The organism is Exiguobacterium sp. UBA6309 (genome assembly GCF_002439205.1).
Classification (GTDB): Bacteria; Bacillota; Bacilli; order Exiguobacteriales; family Exiguobacteriaceae; genus Exiguobacterium_A.
The window spans coordinates 333,683-354,067 of sequence record NZ_DJTL01000025.1 but is presented as its reverse complement, the minus strand read 5'-3'; the positions used below and the strand labels follow the sequence as shown (position 1 = coordinate 354,067).

At 36.9% G+C, this 20,385-nt stretch carries 12 protein-coding genes and 1 other RNA gene; 11 read left to right on the top strand and 2 right to left on the bottom strand.

Annotated features, from left to right (window positions below; all coding sequences use genetic code 11):
* The first annotated feature begins 52 nt into the window (after positions 1-52).
* The 11 genes from B3M90_RS08230 (at position 53) to B3M90_RS08180 (ending at position 18,610) form a co-directional block, all read left to right on the top strand.
* Positions 53-793 (top strand): alpha/beta hydrolase, encoded by a 741-nt coding sequence (locus B3M90_RS08230; RefSeq protein ID WP_023469200.1) that lies wholly within the window; start codon positions 53-55, stop codon positions 791-793.
* A gap of 14 nt (positions 794-807) precedes the next feature.
* A complete protein-coding gene (rnr, locus tag B3M90_RS08225) occupies positions 808-3,162 on the top strand; it encodes a ribonuclease R (RefSeq protein WP_290757551.1) in 2,355 nt (784 codons plus the stop codon).
* Between the two features lie 32 nt (positions 3,163-3,194).
* A complete protein-coding gene (smpB, locus tag B3M90_RS08220) occupies positions 3,195-3,665 on the top strand; it encodes an SsrA-binding protein SmpB (RefSeq protein ID WP_023469198.1) in 471 nt (156 codons plus the stop codon).
* Positions 3,666-3,723: 58 nt separating this feature from the next.
* Positions 3,724-4,082, top strand: a transfer-messenger RNA (tmRNA) gene (gene ssrA / locus B3M90_RS08215).
* Positions 4,083-4,227: 145 nt separating this feature from the next.
* On the top strand, positions 4,228-7,338 hold the full coding sequence (drmA, locus tag B3M90_RS08210) for a DISARM system helicase DrmA (protein ID WP_290783312.1): 3,111 nt from the start codon (positions 4,228-4,230) through the stop codon (positions 7,336-7,338).
* Entirely contained in the window at positions 7,335-9,065 is a 1,731-nt protein-coding gene (gene drmB / locus B3M90_RS08205) for a DUF1998 domain-containing protein (RefSeq protein ID WP_290783311.1), read from the top strand. The genes drmA and drmB overlap by 4 nt, the downstream gene beginning before the upstream one ends.
* 18 nt (positions 9,066-9,083) lie before the next feature.
* Entirely contained in the window at positions 9,084-12,338 is a 3,255-nt protein-coding gene (locus tag B3M90_RS08200) for a helicase-related protein (protein WP_290783309.1), read from the top strand.
* Positions 12,335-13,063, top strand: a complete 729-nt coding sequence (locus B3M90_RS08195) for a DUF4391 domain-containing protein (RefSeq protein ID WP_290783307.1) — start codon at positions 12,335-12,337, stop codon at positions 13,061-13,063. The genes B3M90_RS08200 and B3M90_RS08195 overlap by 4 nt, the downstream gene beginning before the upstream one ends.
* Positions 13,053-15,032 carry a site-specific DNA-methyltransferase gene (locus tag B3M90_RS08190; RefSeq protein WP_290783305.1) on the top strand — a complete coding sequence of 660 codons (1,980 nt, stop codon included), beginning with the start codon at positions 13,053-13,055 and terminating at the stop codon, positions 15,030-15,032. The genes B3M90_RS08195 and B3M90_RS08190 overlap by 11 nt, the downstream gene beginning before the upstream one ends.
* A 12-nt stretch (positions 15,033-15,044) precedes the next feature.
* Positions 15,045-18,029: a DEAD/DEAH box helicase family protein gene (locus B3M90_RS08185; protein WP_290783303.1), complete on the top strand. Its 2,985-nt coding sequence runs from the start codon at positions 15,045-15,047 to the stop codon at positions 18,027-18,029.
* Positions 18,030-18,100: 71 nt separating this feature from the next.
* Positions 18,101-18,610 (top strand): GNAT family N-acetyltransferase, encoded by a 510-nt coding sequence (locus B3M90_RS08180; RefSeq protein ID WP_290783301.1) that lies wholly within the window; start codon positions 18,101-18,103, stop codon positions 18,608-18,610.
* 175 nt (positions 18,611-18,785) lie between these two features.
* On the opposite strand, the gene B3M90_RS08175 is transcribed toward B3M90_RS08180, so the two are convergent.
* Positions 18,786-19,712 (bottom strand): DUF5655 domain-containing protein, encoded by a 927-nt coding sequence (locus B3M90_RS08175; RefSeq protein ID WP_290783300.1) that lies wholly within the window; start codon positions 19,710-19,712, stop codon positions 18,786-18,788.
* A 205-nt stretch (positions 19,713-19,917) separates the two neighbouring features.
* The gene (locus B3M90_RS08170; protein WP_029342458.1) at positions 19,918-20,283 is read right to left on the bottom strand and encodes a winged helix-turn-helix transcriptional regulator; all 366 of its coding nucleotides are present in this window, start codon (positions 20,281-20,283) and stop codon (positions 19,918-19,920) included.
* Between the last annotated feature and the right edge of the window lie 102 nt (positions 20,284-20,385).

The following is a 20,385-nucleotide window of genomic DNA, read 5'->3' as shown; positions in this document are numbered from 1 at the left end:
GATATTCATTTTTTCCGGATATGGGGTATAGAGTTAGAGGGGGAATCATTTTATGAAAATCACTTTACCGAAACCATTCTTTTTCGAAGCCGGCCCACGTGCCGTTTTACTATTACATGGATTCACGGGATCGAGCGCGGATGTCCGCATCCTCGGTCGCTACTTGCAAAAACAAGGCTATACGTCCCTTGCACCACAATATAAAGGGCACGCTGCCCCACCCGAAGAGCTGACGAAGACCGGGCCAGCCGACTGGTGGCAGGATGTCCTTGCCGGATATCAGGAACTCGTCGATAAAGGTTATGACGAAATCGCCGTTTGTGGACTGTCGCTCGGTGGCGTCATGTCGCTGAAGTTATCGATGAACCGTCCGGTCAAAGCGGTCATCCCGATGTGTGCACCCGCCTACATCAAAAGTGAAGAAGTCATGTATGCAGGAGTCACCGAGTACGCACGAGAATTCAAGAAGCGAGAAGGCAAATCACAAGAAGAGATCGACCACGAGATGGCGTCCTTCGAACCGATGCCGACCTTGAAGGACTTACAGGAACTGTTGCGCGAGACACGCGATTCGCTTGAGGACGTCTACGCACCGACGCTCGTCGTCCAAGCGCGCAATGATCACATGATCAACACCGACTCTGCAAACATCATCCATGATGGAGTCAGTGCCTTCCAAAAAGAGCTGATCTGGTATGAGAACTCAGGTCACGTCATTACGCTCGACAAAGAAAAAGACCAGCTCCACTCTGACATCTTGGACTTCCTGGAGTCATTGAACTGGAGCAAGTAACTGGAGGTGTCACGTTGGAATTACGTGAACGAATACTAACGGTCATCACGACGGAAGAACGTCCGTTGTCGATTGATCAATTAACGAAAAAACTAGAACTAGCGGATACGGAAGCATTCAAGGAATTGATCCGGACGCTGAACGCGATGGAAGACGAAGCATTGATCGCCCGGACACGCTCGAACAAGTACGGAACGCTTGCGCAGATCGGTCAAGTCGCAGGGAAGATTTCCGTCCACCAGCGCGGGTTCGGTTTCGTCTCACCGGAAGACGGCTCAGAAGGCGACATCTTCTTGCCGGCACCGGAACTGAAGAACGTCTATAACGGCGACCGTGTCCTCGTCAAAGTGTTTGCCGAGTCAAACGGTGGCGACCGTCGTGAAGGGAAGCTGCTCAAGATTCTCTCACGCGGACCAGCTGATTTCGTGGGAACGTTCGTCAGTCCAAAAGGACGAATTGAATCGATCGCTTACATCGAACCGGATGATACGAAGCTGACGTTTTTACCGGTCGTCGCGAACGACGATACACTTGGTGCCGTCGATGGTCATAAAGTCCTCGCCCGGATCACGAAGTATCCTGACGGTCGCTACGCCGGAACGGCAAAAGTCTTGAAAATCATCGGTCACAAGAATGACCCAGGCGTCGACATCTTGTCGATCGTCCATAAGCACGGCATCAATGTCGACTTCTCACCGGAAGCGATTGCTGAGGCGAATGCTGTACCGGATCAGATCGATGAGAAAGACTTAGTCGGACGCGTTGATCTACGGAACGAATTGACGGTGACGATTGACGGGGCAGATGCAAAAGACCTCGATGATGCGGTTCACGTCAAAAAGTTAGCGAACGGTAACTTCGAGCTTGGTGTCCACATCGCCGACGTCTCGCATTACGTCAAAGAAGATTCAGCACTCGACGAAGAAGCGCGTGAGCGCGGAACGAGTGTTTATCTCGTCGACCGCGTCATCCCGATGATTCCGCACCGTCTATCGAACGGGATCTGCTCGCTCAACCCGCACGTCGATCGTCTGACGCTCAGCTGTATCATGGAAATCGATGCGAACGGTGCTGTCGTCAACCATGAAATCTTCCAGAGTGTCATCAAGACGACGGAACGGATGACGTATACGGATGTCCGGAAAATCATCGAACGTGAAGACGAAGAAGTGATCGCGAAGTACCAAGATCTCGTCGAGTACTTCGACAAGATGGCAGAACTCGCAGCAATCCTGCGCGAACGCCGCTCACGTCGTGGGGCGATCAACTTCGACTTCCCAGAAGCGAAGGTTCTCGTCAACGAAGAAGGTAAGACGAGTGAGATCATCCTTCGGGAACGGTCAGTTGCTGAGAAGCTGATCGAAGAGTTCATGCTCGCAGCGAACGAAACGGTCGCGGAGCACATCCAGCGTCAAAAACTACCGTTCATGTACCGGATTCACGATGAGCCAAAAGCAGAACGTCTCGATACGTTCTTCAAGTTCATTGGTAACTTCGGGATCAACGTCGAACGCAAGGGCGAGTCAGTCGCACCGAAAACGTTGCAATCGATTCTCAATGCTGTTGAAGGTGAGCCAGAAGAAGCCGTCGTCAGTACGGTCATGCTCCGTTCGCTCCAACAAGCGAAATACGACATCGAACCGATTGGCCACTTCGGTCTGTCGACGGACTACTACACGCACTTCACGTCACCGATTCGTCGTTACCCAGACTTAATGGTTCACCGTCTGTTGCGTGAATATGTCATCTACAACGATAAGTCACAGAAGACGCAAGACCGTTACTCGGAAATCTTACCTGAGATCGCTGATCACTCGTCGAAACGCGAGCGTCGCGCCGTTGATGCGGAGCGGGAAACGAACGCGTTGAAGAAAGCCGAGTATATGGAGCAACACATTGGCGAGACGTTCGAAGGTGTCGTCAGTGGTGTGACGAACTTCGGGATGTTCGTCGAATTGCCGAACACGATCGAAGGACTCGTCCACATCCAAGCGATGACGGATGACTTCTACCGTTACGATGAAGCGAACTATCAGCTGATCGGTGAGCGGACGAAGCAACAGTTCCGGATTGGCGATGTCGTCGAGATCAAGGTCACGAACGTCAACATCGATGAACGGACGATTGACTTCAGCGTCGTTGGGATGCCAGAGCGACAACCGAAGAAACGGTTCGAGTCGAAGACGATCCGCTCAAGCGGTGGACGTCCGGGACAAAAACGCAACGATAAGAAGAAGGACGATCGTCGTGGCAAAAAACGGTCAGGTAAGAGCGAACAAAGCAAAGGAAAAGGATTCTCGTTAAAGAATAAGAAAGATAAACCGCCGTTCCATAAGGCGGTCTCGAATAAGAAACGGAAGCGCAAATAAGCGCTTCCGCATCGGAAATGTGGTGAACGAACATGCCAAAGGGAACAGATTCGAAAGTCTTAGCGAACAACAAACGGGCCTCGTTCGATTATGCGATCGAGGATACGATTGAAGCCGGTCTCGTCTTGACGGGAACGGAAATCAAATCGGTCCGTAAAGGGAAAATCAGCATCGGGGACGCGTTCGTCCGGTTCGACGGGGGAGAAGCGATTCTCTGGAACTCAAACATCGCCCACTTCGAACAGGGGAACCGGTACAACCATGAACAACTCCGTCCGCGGAAACTGTTGTTGCACAAGAAACAGATCGCGAACTTGATCGGGGCGGTCTCACGGGACGGTTATACGATCGTACCGCTGAAGGTCTACATCAAGAACGGGTACGCAAAATGCTTGATTGGGCTCGGACGCGGGAAGAAGAAATTCGATAAACGCGACGACCTGAAGAAGAAGGATGCGAAGCGTGATATCGAACGAGCACTACGTGATAAGCAAAAGTATTGAACCCGTAACACTTTTCTGCTAGAATATTAGTATTCGGAAAGCCCCAATTTTATATCTTGGGGACGTTACGGATTCGACGGGGGTAGTTCGGTCTTCTGTGGCGTGTCGAGGGGTCGGCCTCGTTAAAACGCACCAGCCATAACTGGCAAAACTAACACACAACTCGCAGCAGCGTAATAGCAACTGCGGATCCTAGCAGCTGTCGCCTGGTCGGCTGATTTCTAGGGTCTCACTTTAAACAGGCTACGCTTGGACCCTTCCGTCTGGAGGGAAAGAGAAGAGATGGAATCAGACTGGTCGGACGGACGCCTGTCAATTGGCAGCCTGACGACGAGATCCTAATAAATTGACTACACACGTAGAAGCTTAAGTATACGATGCCTTCGGACGTGGGTTCGACTCCCACCGTCTCCATACCCTGAAATCTTAGGATTTCAAAGCCTTGTTGCCTAATTGGTAACAAGGCTTTTTTATATAATTTATTATGGTAGATATTACCTAAGTGTAATCGGTAGATGTATAATAAAAGAAACTAATAAAAGGGAAAGGGTGTGCTATTAATTTGGAACAATATTCAATTTTACGTAAAGAATTAATTGACGAGTTAGAAACATATTTAGTTGGTCCACGTACTGTTGACGAGATTTTAGGAAAAGATATTCGACCAATGCAGCTTTATCTAACTGGAAAATTAGTACCTTTCGGTTCCACATCAGATGTAGTGAATGAACGTGATCTTGCAATTGAAACACATGTTGAAGTTAGTGAAGAAGAAATAGATGAACAGCTGACGATGAGAAAAATGTTTCGACCTTCGACTATGGGTTTGAGCTTCAAGTTAAAAGAGTTAACAACAATAGAAATAGAAGCATCTTGGGCAATTTATGAAGAGAAAGAACATAAACGCATCTCACAATTTGAGAAATGGAAGGTTAATCTTTTACCTAATAATACAAATACACTAGAAAACTTGAACGATTCAAAATATGGAAAAGTACGTTTTACGGTAACTCATCGAAATGATTTATATCATGTAAATATTTTTTTAATGAATAGTTTAAAAAGAGAAAATCAGTATCCGGAACAAGATGAAGTAATGTTCCAAAGTTCTTTAAAAGTAAATATACCTAAGTCTAAAATCGCTAAGTTTACATCTAAAGCCGACAAATATCATGTTCAAAATGAACTTCTATATCGAGATAAAGAAGAGCTTGCAATCGGTCATGGTGTTGGAGTGGATTGGGAAACAATCCAAAATTCAACGATTATTTATTCAACGTGGATGCCGCGGTATGAATTACCGACTGTCGAACATTTTAAAGACAATAATCAATTATTAAAGATGAAAGATTTAAGTGAACAGCCAGTTGATAAATTAAATAAGTCATTAAGTGCATTACCAACTGCCTATAAATTATGGAGGGATAAAGAAATAGAGATAGTAAAGGACCTTCCAGATTATTTAAAGGCTGAAGCAGAAAAAAATATTCAAAAAGTAAATACTATTATTAAACGTTTAGAAGAAGGAATTTCTTTAGTAACAGAAAGTAACGATTCTTTATGTTACTTAGCATTTCAATTTGCAAACCGAGCAATGTTATTACAAAGAGCGCAGTCCGAAGTAGCTCAAAAATATCGTACGACGGGCGAGAGAATTAAATCTACATTAGATGGCGAATGGCGACTATTTCAGCTGATATTTTTATTAATGAATATTGCAGGTGCTTCGGATGAAGAGCATGCAGATAGAGAAATAGTTGACTTGATTTGGTTCCCTACAGGTGGTGGTAAAACAGAAGCCTATTTGGGTGTTGCAGCCTATGTCATGGCTTACCGTAGACTGCTAGCACCAAATCAAATTGAAAAATATGCTGGTATAACTGTTTTTATGAGGTATACATTACGTTTATTAACTACACAACAATTTCAAAGAGCTGCTGCATTAATTTGTGCGGCAGAAATATTACGTAAACCAAATACTAAGTTATTTGGCGAAGAGTCTTTTAGTATAGGACTATGGATCGGAAAAGACTCGTCTCCAAATAGATTCGATGAAGCAACGGAAAAGCTAGAACAATTACTTGAAGGTAAAGAAGTAAAATCAGGTAATCCTATTCAGTTAATGAATTGTCCATGGTGTGGATCCGAATTAGGTCCAGAACAATATAAAATTGATAAGAATTCACAGAACATTTTTTGTTCGAATCAAGAGTGTACATTTAGACACGGTATTCCTGTATATACAATTGATGAAGCAATTTATAAAAAATTACCAACATTACTTATTGGGACGGTAGATAAAATTGCTCAGCTACCATGGAAACAGGATATGCACGAATTATTTGGAAATAAAAATGCATATCATCGAGATTTTGGGTTTGAATATAAAGATTCGATACCAAGAGGTTATAGCCGAATCAATCGTCTAAAGCCACCTGAGTTAATCATTCAAGACGAGCTTCATCTAATTTCTGGACCATTAGGTTCATTAACAGGTTTGTATGAGGTGGCAATTGATTTATTAACTAGAAATAATGGAAAGCCAGCCAAAGTGATTGCTTCTACAGCTACAATTAGCGGTGCAGATCAGCAAATTCGAGCACTTTATGGTCGAAGCATGCAACAGTTTCCATTATCTATACAAAAGGCGAATGATAATTTTGTATCAAAAGAAGTTTCAACTGCCAAAAAATCAGGACGATATTATGTAGGAATTTGTGCTCCGGGCGTGAGTAATAAAATTCAGGCCATTCAAACATACAGTGCCTATGCAACGATAACGAGAAGTAAAACGAAATTTAAAGTAGACCCATATCATACGATGTTAGGTTATTTTAATACAGTTAAAGAATTAGCTGGGATGGTGACAACATTTAAGGATGAAATAAATTCACGCTTAAATATGCTAGACCCGACTAACAAATTTGATCATGATTTAATTGTTGAAGAATTAACAAGTCGTAAAAAAGCACAAGAGATTCCACAACTATTAACACAAATGGAAAAAATGTTAGATGAAGAAGGTGTACTTGATGCTGTCCTTGCAACTAACATGATTTCTGTAGGTGTCGATGTGGATCGCCTAGGAACAATGTTTGTACAGGGTCAACCAAAAACAACTTCCGAATATATACAAGCAACTAGTCGTATTGGTCGTAAATTTCCTGGTATAGTATTTGTTTTATTAAACTCAATGCGTTCAAGAGATTTATCACACTTTGAGCGCTTTAAAGCATACCACCAAGCATTATATCGTCATGTAGAAATGATGAGTGTGACACCATTTGCTAAAGGCGCTTTATATAAAGGATTAACGGGGACCTACATTGGTTATATTCGCCAAACAGTTATGGAAATAAATGCTGAGCAAAGTCCTAAAAAAATACTACAATTACAACAAGAAATAGATACAGCGACTGTACAATTTTTAGAGAGAATTCAAGATTCCCATGGTGAAACCATCGAAATAGAAGTTAAAGAATTATTAAATTGGTGGCTGGAAATGGCAGCTAAATATTCCGAAAGCAAACTAGGTTATAAGGAATCGAAGTATGTAAAATCGTATTTATTAAAGAACTTTAGCGAAGAAGTAAAAGCACAAGATGCTCGACCAGCAATGATGTCATTGAGGAATGTCGAAGCGACAATAGAAATTGAGGTGTTAAAATCTTGAGTGAACAAAATGAAACGATTCGTCCTTCTCAGTTAATATATCAATCTGGACCAGGCGCGATTGTCGAATTATTAAATCAAAGCGTAATTATAAAATCAGCTGATCAGTGGCAGACACACAGGGCACCGAAAGAGAAAGACTTTCGTATTACGTCATTTCTTGATGTCGATCATGTGCGTATTTTGAATGAAAATCCGGATAAACAAAAAATAAAAGCAGTTGAATTTCCTAAGTGGAAAATCTGTCCTAAATGCCATAATATGACGAATTACGATAATACCACATGTTATTATTGTGCTCAGAAAAAAGAAGATGACGTACAGGAGCTATATGCAAGTCGTTTTGTTTTGGCTTGTGAGAATGGTCATATTTCAGATTTTCCATATGATAAATGGGTCCATCGAAATAAGATATGTGTAGATCAAGGTAAAGAGCCGAGATTAGTACTGAGGACTCTCGGTTCGAGTGGATCTTTATCTGATTTGCACGTGATTTGTTTACATTGTAAACAAAAAGAAAGTTTAGGTAGTATTATGAAAGCTGAAGAAAGAGACACACACAGTTTATTTCTATGTAATGGGGAAAGACCATGGATTAGTCCGAAAGGCAACAAGCCATGCGGATGTAAAATGAAAACAATATTGCGTGGTGCTTCGAATGTTTATTCGCCATCAATTGTTGGTTTTTTACAAGTGCCTTTAACAACATCTAGTTCAGATTTTGATGTCCTTTACTTAGTAGATAAAAATAGAGAAGAATTTAACCAAGCCTATGAAGGGATGGGTGAAGCAGGACTTAAAATAGCCTGTACTCTTAAGAACATTCCCACTTCATTTGTATCCACTATAAAGAGGTTTTTAGAAGATAAAATCACGCTCGAAAAAAGCTCAACCTACGAATCAATAAAAAAACAAGAATGGAATACGTTAACACAAAATAAAGTAAATGAGGAAGAGTTCTCATCTGAAAAAGTCGAAATTGATCCAATTTTGATTCCTTATTTTGATGGGATATTTCGAATAGACTCAGTACCTGAAGTACAAGTATTAAAGGAATTTACACGTTTAGATTATATTGATCGATTTATAGACGATGAAGTAAAAACGCAACCAGTTGTCATTACAAATGAACCTATGTGGTTACCGGCTGTTCGAAATTATGGAGAAGGCATTTTCTTTAAATTTAATCTAGGCAGATTAGAAGAATGGGAGAAAAACGAGGAGTTAACAAACTTGATTATAAAAGCTTACAACGCTCAACGTGAAGAGTTGAAAAAGCCTTCGCTAGACATTCTTCCTCGTCAAATATTGTTGCATACTTTTAGCCATGCGTTACTACAAGAATTAGCTGCATACTCTGGCTATGCAACAACATCTTTAAAAGAGCGTATTTATGCTAACGAAGATATGTACGGAGTATTTATTTATACGGCTTCTGGTGATTCGGAAGGAAGTTTAGGTGGTTTAACAAATTTAGCACAAAGTGAAAAGATTTTACCGATTATTATTAGGGCTCTAGAAAAAATTAGTCATTGCTCATCAGATCCGATTTGCTCGGATGGTGAATTTGAATACCATACCTCAGCGAATGGTGCTGCTTGTCATGCTTGTACATTTGTCTCTGAAACATCATGTGAATGGGGAAACCTATTACTAGATCGACGCACTTTAATTAATATTAATTCAAGTGAAAAAAATGGTTATTTCAATCAATTATTTGAAATGTAATGTAGGCGGTGTTTGAAGTTGAAAGTAGATTTAGTTGATAACAAGGGGAATAACACTCTTATTCAAAAAATGAAAAATGAAGTGAAAAAGGGATCATCCATTACTATTTCTTCTGCTAAATTTAGTATAAATGTTTTTAAAGAATTAAAAAAAATAATAGATAAAGGTGATTCTTTTCGTTTTTTATTTACTGAATCAACTTTTTATCAACAAGAGATAGATATTAATCAACAATTTAAAGTAGTAAAAAGAAGTAAAGAAAAATTTGAAATAGAAGGTAACCACTTTGAAATTCCATTACGTAATCAAATGCAAACAAAACAAATTGCTAGAGAACTATCTGAGTGGATTAGTAATCATGCTCAATTTAAAACGATTTTAGGAGAAGTAATTTATCCGAAACAGATATTAATTGAGAATAAATCGAGTGAAGATATTTTAATACAATCTGAAATTGACTTTACGGCGGACGGACTAGGTATTACTCCATCGAACCGTCAATCTAGTTATACTTTTTTGAAAGAAAAAGCTGGTATTACAAAGACCCTACTTTCAGAATTTAATCGAATTTGGCAAGATGATACAAAGTCAAAAGAAATCACTGAAGAAGTTTTACAACAACTGAATGCTTTTCAAAAAGAAAATGCACCGGAGTGGCTTTATTTTGTTACTCTATATAGCATTTTTTCTGAAAACATAGATGGATTTTTAGAAGAAAGTGTTATTAAGGAAGGAACGAATTTTAAAGAAACAATTATATGGAATAAGCTCTATCCATTTCAACGCGATGGTGTAATCGGTATTATCGATAAGATCGAAAAGCATAATGGTTGTATTTTAGCGGATAGTGTCGGATTAGGTAAAACTTTTTCGGCCCTAGCAGTTATTAAATACTACGAGTTGAGAAACAATCGCGTTCTAGTATTGTGTCCTAAAAAGCTTAGAGATAACTGGACGATCTACACCCAAAACGATAAAAGAAATAGTTTAAGTACAGATCGTTTTAACTATGATGTGTTGAATCACACCGATTTGAGTCGAGAAAGTGGTACGTCAGATGGAGTTCGACTAGATACAATCAATTGGGGAAATTACGATTTAGTTGTCATCGATGAATCACATAACTTTAGAAATAATGTTGCACGACAAGGTCGATTAACACGATACCAAAAATTAATGCAGGATATTATTAAAAATGGTGTTAAAACTAAAGTCTTATTACTATCTGCTACTCCAGTAAACAACAAAATGAATGACATGAAAAACCAAATTGCTTTTATTACAGAAGATAAGGACAATGTACTTCAAAAAGAGGGTATTGAAAGTATCGAAAAAACGTTACGATTGGCCCAGACGGCTTTTAATCGGTGGGCGACTCTTCCGGTAAAAATACGTACGACAGAAAAATTTTTAGATATGGTGGATCAAGATTACTTCCAGTTGCTTGATTTGCTAACTATTGCACGGAGTCGAAAACATATTGAGAAATATTATAATGTTACAGACGTAGGAAGTTTTCCAACGCGATTAAAGCCAATTTCGATTAAATCTGATGTTGATACGAGACAAAAATTCATTAATATGAGTGAAGTAAATGAAAAATTGGAATCATTAAACTTTAGTATCTATCAACCAATGAAATATATTCTACCGCATAGAATAAATTATTACGAAAATTTGTATGATACGAAAGTAAAAAATGGACAGTCAACTTTTAAACAAACCGATCGTGAATACGCTGTAGCTGCATTGATGAAGGTCAATCTATTTAAACGTCTAGAAAGTTCGATTCATGCATTTAGACTGACTCTGGAAAAACTAGTAAGTCGTATCGAAGAAACTTTACTCACATTACAGCTTAGAAATGAGCAATCATATTCAGAGCAATATTATGACGAAACAGAGTTTGACGACGAACAACTTGAAGCGGTTACTGTAGGTAGTGACAAAGTAAAAGTTCAATTGAGTGATATGGATGCCTTAAAGTGGTCAGGTGATTTACGTAGTGATTTAACAATAATACAAACCTTATTAAATCAGTCAAAACAAATTTCAACAGACCGCGATGCAAAACTTGAACATTTAATACAAGTGATTCAAAAAAAAATAGAGAATCCAATCAATCCAGGAAATAAAAAAGTCATCATTTTTTCGGCATTTGCTGATACAGTGAAATATTTATATGAACATTTATCAGAACGCTTATTAAATAATAACCTTCATTCTGCATTAGTTACTGGTAGTTCAGTTAATAAATGTACCTTAAAAGGAGTTCGGTTAAATAATATCAACGATATTTTAATGAATTTTTCTCCGATTTCGAAAGAACGCAATAAAGTATTTAGTAAACAAACAAGTGAAATAGACATTCTCTTTGCGACGGATTGTATTTCAGAAGGTCAGAACTTGCAAGACTGCGATTATTTGATAAATTATGATATTCATTGGAATCCAGTGCGTGTTATTCAACGCTTTGGACGGATTGACAGAATTGGTTCAGTTAATGAAAAAATCCAACTTGTAAACTTTTGGCCGAATATGGAACTAGATGAATATATTAATTTAGAGGAACGTGTCAAAGGACGAATGAAAATGTTAAGTACTTCTGCTTCAGGTGAAGAAGATTTTTTAGAGACATCTTCCAAAGAAATGAATGACTTAGAATATCGTCGCAATCAATTAAAATCTCTACAAAATGACGTACTGAACCTAGAAGATATTTCTGGGGCGATTTCGATTACCGATTTGACATATACCGACTTTAAAAGCGACTTAGGTACAGCTTTAAAGAACTATAAAAAAGAACTTTCTACAGCAGTGAAAGGTCTTTATGCTGTTATTACTAATGAATCATTACCAGAAGCTGTTCCAGGGGTCATTTTTTGTGTTAAGCAACATAAAAAAGTTGCGATGGAGGATAATAATTTAGGTTCTCATATTTTGCTCTATGTAACAGACGAAGGTAAGGTATTTATCCATTATACACATGCGAAAAAAATCTTGGATGTTTATCGAAAATTAACACTCGGTTATAATGAACCCGATTTAAATGCCGTGAATTGGTTTAATGAACAGACGAATGATGCGGTTGATATGGATCATTATCAAGAATTACTAAAAAAATCGATTAATATCATCAAAGATAAGCAAGATGAGGTCGGATTTGAAAGTTTATTTAACTTCGGGACAAGTACATTACAGGCTCATTCAGAGTTAGATGAAACTGAGATAGAACTAATTTCATTTTTAGTTATAAAGGATGCATCTTTATGAACGAAATACGATTATTAAAAGCAGTGGGTTTTCCTAAAGCAACTCATATCATGAGAACCTTACCGTACAATCAATTGGAAGACAAACTCAATCCGGTCCAGAAGAAGGTCATTTCTGATAATGTAGTTTCTAGAGGGATTCGTATTTTAGCAACGATTCAAACTAATAATACAAATATCGAACCATTTGAAAGTGAGACTGAGCGATACGATTCAATTATTTTATTATTAGTATCTGTGCATGATTTAAGGAAGTCTAATCAAATTTATAAGATGTTTATGAATATCATACCTAATCCACTTGTTATTTTGTTTTTTGATGGTAGCAATACAAAATGGATTTTGGCAACGCATATAAAGAAAAAAGATGGTTTTTTAACGCATGATAGGGTGTACGAGTTCAATAAAATTATCATGAAAAATGCGGAACAATTTTTAGAGTTTGATTCTTTTAATAAAGACAACTTAAAATTGTTTTATGAGTCTTGGATTGAACAACTATTACATTTAGAATTGGGAGCTCGTTACAACATCTATGCACCAGTTTCATTGGAAAGTAACTTACTAGAAGAATTAGTTGTTATGGATTCACAAATAGAAGATTATATTAAACGTGCAAAACAAGAAAAGCAATTAAATAAAAGAATAGAAATGCAACAAGTAGCTAATAAAATAAAGCTTCAAAAACAGGCACTAATAGAAAAGGAGCAAAGACATGATCAATAAAATGAGCGGAGAATCTTTAGATTTAACAGTAAGGAATATTGAACACCTAAAAAAAATATTTCCAGAAGTCATAACAGATAACGAAAAAATTGATTTTGATATGTTGAAGACAGTTCTTGGTGAAGTTATAGAAAATGAACAAGAACGCTATCAGTTTACATGGAACGGAAAGAAAAAAATGATTGCGGGAGCGCAAAGACCATCAAAAGGTACTTTACGACCAGATTTTGATAAAAGTAAAAATTTTGATACAACTGAAAATCTCTATATTGAAGGAGATAACCTAGAAGTATTAAAACTCTTACAAAAATCATACAACAATAAAATTAAAATGATTTATATTGATCCTCCATATAACACTGGAAAAGATTTTGTTTATAAGGATAAATTTACAGATGGATTGCAAAATTACTTAGAGCAGACAGGTCAAATAGACATTGAAGGAAAAATGATTAGAACGAATACGGAAAGTAATGGACGTTTTCATACAGATTGGTTAAATATGATGTTTGCAAGACTAAAAATATCTAAAAACTTACTAACTGATGATGGTGTTATTTTTATTAGTATTGACGATAGTGAACAAAGTAACTTGAAACGAATTTGTGATGAAATTTATGGCGAAAATAATTTTATTGGAACAATAATTAGAAATACAAATAGTACAAAGAATCAAGCGTTGTTTTTATCAGTAAGTCATGAATACTGCTTAGTTTACTCCAAAAATATTAATATACTAAATGAAAAACATTCTGATCAAAAATGGGCTGTAGATAAAAATAATATCGAAGAGTATAAAAAAAGAATTGCCTATTTGCAAGGAAACAACATGTCAAATGATGAGATAACAAATGAATTAAAAGAACTTACTAAATACCCTAGATTTATAGATTTTACAAATTATTGGTATTTAGATGAAAGGGGTGTATATCGAAAAGATAACTTAGGCGGTGTCAAGAATGGAAATTTAGAACCTTTATTTAATCCTCTAACTAACGACTATGATTCTGTACCACCCGGTGGATATAGATACAACTCTGAGAGATTAAAAAAATTAGTAGAAGATAATCGTATTCATTTTCATTCAGATGGAAGCTTACCTACAATAAAAAGATATCTAGAAGAAAATTCTAAGCAAAGACCCAAATCTATCATGTCTGATGATCAAAGACCAGATTATAATTTCTTTAAGGAAAATAATCTAAACTTTGATAATCCTAAGCAGTTGACGTTCATGAAAAGAATTATTAGTATTATGGATTCAGATTCTATAATTTTAGACTTTTTTTCGGGATCTGCAACAACAGCCCATGCAACAATGCAACTAAATTCCGAAGATAACGGAAATCGTAAATTTATTATGATTCAGCTTCCAGAAATATTAGATGAAAAATCTGAGGCCTATAAAGATGGCTATCGTACTATTTGCGACATTGGTGAGGAACGTATTCGTCGTGCAGGTGAAAAAATAAAAAAAGAACTACAAGAAAAACAACTGCAGTCGAGTATTTTGGATGAAAGAACTGTTGATCCAGAATCACTAGATATCGGTTTTAAAGTGCTAAAACTTGATACTTCAAATATAAGAGAATGGAATGTAGATTTTTCAAACTTGGAAGATGAATTAGATTTATATGAGTCAATTTTTGTTGAAGGTCGTTCGGAATTAGATACTGTATATGAAATTATGCTGAAACAAGGTCTAGAACTAACATATCCTATTGAAATTTTTGAAGTCGATGATCAAACAATTTACGATATTGCGTTTGGAAGTTTATTTATTTGTTTATCGAATCGAATCACACCAGAAATCGCAAAAGCGATCATTGTACGCCGTGATGAGCAAGGTTCAGAGACGAGTAGTGTTATTTTTTGCGATTCTGGTTTTATCAATGACTCAGACAAGTTGAATTGTATTGAAATTCTAAAAGATGCAGGTTATCCGGAAGATAACTTGTTAACGATTTAAAGGTGATTATATATGAAAATTCAGTTTGATGAATTAATGTATCAGTCAGATGCAGTAAACGCAATATTAAGAGTTTTCGAAGGACAACAAATTCGAAAATCGGAATTTACAATTATGGATCAATCTACACAAGGAAAGCTTTTTGGTCAAATAGGTATCGGTAATAAAATTGATGTTTCGCATAGTAAATTATTACAAAATGTCCATCAAATTCAAATTGATCAGGGTATTCCGATTGCTAAAGATTTTTTTAATAAATTTCTTCAGTTTAATATTGAAATGGAAACTGGTACCGGAAAGACGTTTGTTTATTTAAAATCGATTTTAGAAATGAATCGTAAATACGGTTTCACTAAGTTTATTATTGTAGTTCCTTCTGTAGCGATAAAAGAAGGAGTTATGAAAACACTTGAAATGACTCGTGATCATTTTAGAACACAAATGCAAGGACAAATCTATCGCTCTTTTATGTATGATAGTTCACGACTCAATGAAGTTCAGGCATTTGCGACGAGTAATGAAGTTGAAATCATGGTAATTAATATTCAAGCTTTTTCAAAGAGTACTAAAAATAATGACAATATGAATATTATTTATCGTAATGATATGGATACATTACATGGTGTTGCTCCAATTGAGTTAATCTCAGAGACCAATCCCATTGTGATTATCGATGAACCACAAAGTGTAGACAATACTGAAAATGCGCAAGATGCTATCGCAGCATTAAAACCATTAGTAGCATTCCGATTCTCTGCAACACATAAGAATAAAAACTATCCATTAATTTATAAACTTGGTCCAGTGGAAGCGTATCAACAAAAGCTTGTCAAACAAATTGAAGTAGCTGGAATTTCACGTTCTATCGATGGTAATAATGCATACTTAAAATTAGTGAATGTTAAAGCTACTCCTAAAACAATAACAGCAACTGTTGAAATGCTTGTAAAAAATAAAGGAGAAATTGAAAAAAAAGAATTTAAGCTTAAACAAGGCGACGACCTTTATACTAAATCGAAACATATTGTTGCTTATGAGTCTGTTGGTTTTGTAAAAGATATTTCAGCAGAGCTAAACAATGAATACATCGAGTTTTCAGGTGAACCATCTATAATTCGTTTGAGTCAATCACAAAATGAAGATTTAGAAATAAAGCGTGCTCAGATTCGAAAAACGATTGAGGAGCATTTAAATAAAGAGTTGAAACTTAATGATAGAGGAATTAAAGTATTAAGTTTATTCTTTATTGATAACGTAGCTAACTATCGAAAATATGATAGAGAAGGTAACGAATTACTAGGGATATATGGACAAATATTTGAAGAAGAATATGAGAACGTTATAAAATCTTCTAAGTATAAAAAACTTCGTGATCATGGAGTGTCGGTTAAAGAGGTTCACAATGGTTATTTCTCGATAGATGGAAAAAATAAGGTGAAAAATACGTTAGGATCTTCAAAAGAAGATGAGACCACATACAATATCATCATGAAAAACAAAGAGGATTTGCTAACTATCTATGATGAAGCAAGCGGAAATACGAAATCTGCACATAAATATCGTTTTATTTTTTCACATTCTGCTTTAAAAGAGGGATGGGATAACCCGAATGTTTTTCAAATTTGCACGCTAATTGAGTCGACTGATACGATTACAAAGCGTCAAAAAATTGGACGAGGTCTTCGTATTGCAGTCAATCAAGATGGTGAGCGCGTTCCAGGTTTCGAGGTCAATACTTTAACAGTCATGGCAAATGAAAGTTATGATGAATTTGCTAAAGGGTTACAAACTGAGTACGAAGAAGAAGGAATGGAATTCGGACTCTTTAAACAAGATATTTTTAGTTCACTTGTGATTCAAGTAGATGAGCACACGGGAATTAAAACGCCGCTAGGAATTGAAAAATCTGAACAACTTGTAGAATATTTGAAAGAACAGGATTATATTGATGCCAAGTGTAAAGGTACAGAATTACTTGCAAAAGCAATCAAGGAAAAAACATTTGATATTCCAGATACTTTTAAAGAACTTGCATTAGATATGAAAGAAAAAGTTATCGAAATAATTGAATTGAAATTCAATGTTGAAAAAATTGAAATAAAAGATAATCAAAAAAAAGTAAAAGTAAAATTAAACAAAGAAGCACTCTCAGGTCCATTTTTAGAATTGTGGGATCAAATTAAGTATAAAACAAACTATACGATTCAAATGGATACCAATAGATTTATACAGCACGTTGCTGAAAAATTGAATGATGAGCTGATTGTTCGCATAGATAAATTAGAATATGAGCGTAGTAGACTCGAAGTAGATGAGTCTGGTATATCAACACTTAAAGAAGAAAATACGATTTTTTCTATGACTGAACGAAAATACGAAAAAGCACCAGATATTATAACGTATTTGCAAAATGAGACGAAACTAAGGCGCAAAACGTTAATTCAAATATTAAAAGAGAGTGACACTTTAGTAGATTTTAAACGAAATCCGCAAATGTATATGATGGAATCAGCTCGCATTATTAATGCCGCAAAACGTATGGAAATCATTGATGGTATTAAGTATGAGAGAACACCAGGCGATGAAGTATATGATCAGTCACTTTTCATGAAGGAAGAAATTGAAACATATAGTGATAAGATCGTTTCGGTAGTGAGTAATCGTTCACCTTATGATCATGTTATTGTCGATTCATCGGTGGAAAGAGAATTTGCAGAATCCTGTGAGCAAGACACGAACGTAAAATTTTATATTAAGCTTCCTGGAGAATTTAAGATTAAAACACCACTTGGTATGTACAATCCAGACTGGGCATTAGCTCTTGAAAGAGATGGAAAGGATCGTTTATATTTCATTGTTGAAACAAAAGGTAGTACTGCTTCAGAAGATTTACGTCCAACAGAATTAGCAAAAATTCGGTGTGGAGAAAAGCATTTTTCTGCAATCGAAACAGGGATTACTTTTAAGAAGACTACTCAACTCAGTGAAGTATATTAAGTGGGAAATGCTAGGGATGCAATAAGAATTGATTTATAAATCTGGTTTCTTTAGAAACGGAGCTGACACCTATGATACGACGCGCCACATTGATGGACGGAAAAGCCTTATCGGACTTGATGCGACGAATTGATCGGGAAACGAAATATATGTTGTACGAGCCAGAGGAACGCGTCCTGTCAACGGAACAGGCGGAGGCGTTCATCGAGAAGTTCGGTCAGGCTGCGAACTCGGATATCTTTGTTGTGGACGTCGATGACCAACTCGTCGGGTATGCACTCGTCGTTGGTGGCGAACCGAGTCGAATCCGTCACCGAGCGAATCTCGTCATCGGCTTGCTAGATGCCTATACGGGTCGTGGTCTTGGTGCGGGGCTACTAGAAGCGGTTGATGCGTTTGCGATTGAAGAAGGGCTCATCCGACTCGAGTTGACGGTTCGCAAAGACAATCTGCGGGCGATCGAACTCTATCATAAGTTTGGCTTTAACATCGAAGGCACACGGATTGCATCGCTTTTCATCGATGGGGAATACGTTGATGAACTGGCGATGTCGAAGATTTATACGGCGGAAGAATCCTAAAAAAGATGCTTAGTAGCTCTTCTCACATAGAGAAGAGTTCACTAAGCATTTTTTATGGACCAATTCTTTCTGAACACCATTAAAAAGTTCTTAAATTAGTTAGCTTTAAACAACTATAGTGATCGGATGTAAGAATACGAAACTGATGTGAAACAACTCAAGCCTCATATATTTTTTAGCTTAAATCATAAGATTGTTCAATGTATGTTTTAGCTTTTTCTAGTTCTTCATCATTGCTAATACGTATTTCGAAATCGCCAGTTCCATAATGTCCAATATTACTAACGTCTCTAGTGAATCCTGGTTCGATGTTAATATTTGATGGATTAATTTTTAGATATAGTAAGATTATATTAGATTGTGGATGAACTTCAACACATACAAAATTCTTAATACGTTTAAATGCTATATAATATTTTAATACTTTAACTTGAATATCATCACCTAAAGCTAAGATAAAAGCTTTTAAGTTTTCGTACCGGTCTATTAATTTGTCATCTGCTCGTTCTATATACTCAGAAACAGTTTTTCCTTGTCTAGTATTAATAGGTTTTAAAGATTTAACTAGTAGATCGTCTTTAGTAGAGTTAACTTGTTCGGTTGTTGCATTAACTAAATCTAGCATTAAAAATCCTTCATCATAATGCTTATATTGATAAAGCTCAATATTGCGATTTATTTGCTGTACAGCATGCTCATCATACCTATTAAAACTACCAGCAATACAAAGCAATCTAGGGCTACTCCACTCGATACTTTCTAAATCGATTTTAGGATATTTTTGCATTACCAATAATTTGAATTCCGCTTTATGATCAAGTAACCAATCTAAATAGAAAAGTCCTTGGTTTATCACATTTTCATTTGTTGAACGTTTATATTCAATAATTACAGGTGAGTTATTCTCATCAATCCCTAGTGTATCTATTCTTCCGCCATGACGTTTTCCTGTTGAATATTCAGAAGCCAAGAAACGAATGCCGAGAAATGATTCAAGATGATTTTCAATCAATTTTTGTAAAGATTTTTCAAGTCTAATCGATTGCCCATTTAATTCTTGAACTGTACCATTATTTATTTTAAAAAATTTTATATCTCCCATTGGTATCTCCTTTAAAATTTAATTAAAAATGTATATTGTTGATTTGAAAATGAGCACTTTATTATTATGATACTAGACTTCCATTCATTGTAAAACGAAACATGAATTATTTAAAAAGTAGCAAAGCTTCCTATCTTTAGATGAATTTTAAAAAGATGCTCAGTGGACTTATCTCTAAAAAGAGATGAGACCACGAGCATCTTTTTTATGGCGATATCTTTTGTTGTTCGAAGTCGATCTCCAGAACATTTTTCGCATAATCCTTACCCCAGTCATACATCGCATCTAAAATCGGCATTAAGCTATGTCCGTGTGGCGTCAACGAATATTCGACCTTCGGTGGTACGACCGGATAGACTTCCCGGTGAATGATATGGTGGTCTTCGAGTTCGCGTAGTTGATTGACGAGCATCCGTTGCGTGATCCCGGGCATCAGACTTTTCAGTTCCCCGAAGCGTTTTGTCCCTTCCTTGCCTAAGTGCCAAAGAATGAGCATCTTCCATTTTCCCCCGATGATCGAGAGTGTCAATTCCTTCTCACAGTTAAACTGACGGTCTTCAAAATGTGGCATCGTTTCACCTCCTGCTCCAGTATAGTCTTTCTTCCGATTGACAGTATACTTTTTTGCACTATGTATAAAAAACCGCACTATGTAAATTAAAAGTGCGTACTT

What these genes read in the sequence shown, in the direction of transcription:
- B3M90_RS08230 (WP_023469200.1), top strand. Translation starts at nt 53, where the DNA reads ATGAAAATCACTTTACCGAAACCATTCTTTTTCGAAGCCGGCCCACGT.
- smpB (WP_023469198.1), top strand. Translation starts at nt 3,195, where the DNA reads ATGCCAAAGGGAACAGATTCGAAAGTCTTAGCGAACAACAAACGGGCC.
- B3M90_RS08195 (WP_290783307.1), top strand. Translation starts at nt 12,335, where the DNA reads ATGAACGAAATACGATTATTAAAAGCAGTGGGTTTTCCTAAAGCAACT.
- B3M90_RS08190 (WP_290783305.1), top strand. Translation starts at nt 13,053, where the DNA reads ATGATCAATAAAATGAGCGGAGAATCTTTAGATTTAACAGTAAGGAAT.
- B3M90_RS08185 (WP_290783303.1), top strand. Translation starts at nt 15,045, where the DNA reads ATGAAAATTCAGTTTGATGAATTAATGTATCAGTCAGATGCAGTAAAC.
- B3M90_RS08180 (WP_290783301.1), top strand. Translation starts at nt 18,101, where the DNA reads ATGATACGACGCGCCACATTGATGGACGGAAAAGCCTTATCGGACTTG.
- B3M90_RS08175 (WP_290783300.1), bottom strand. Translation starts at nt 19,712, where the DNA reads ATGGGAGATATAAAATTTTTTAAAATAAATAATGGTACAGTTCAAGAA.
- B3M90_RS08170 (WP_029342458.1), bottom strand. Translation starts at nt 20,283, where the DNA reads ATGCCACATTTTGAAGACCGTCAGTTTAACTGTGAGAAGGAATTGACA.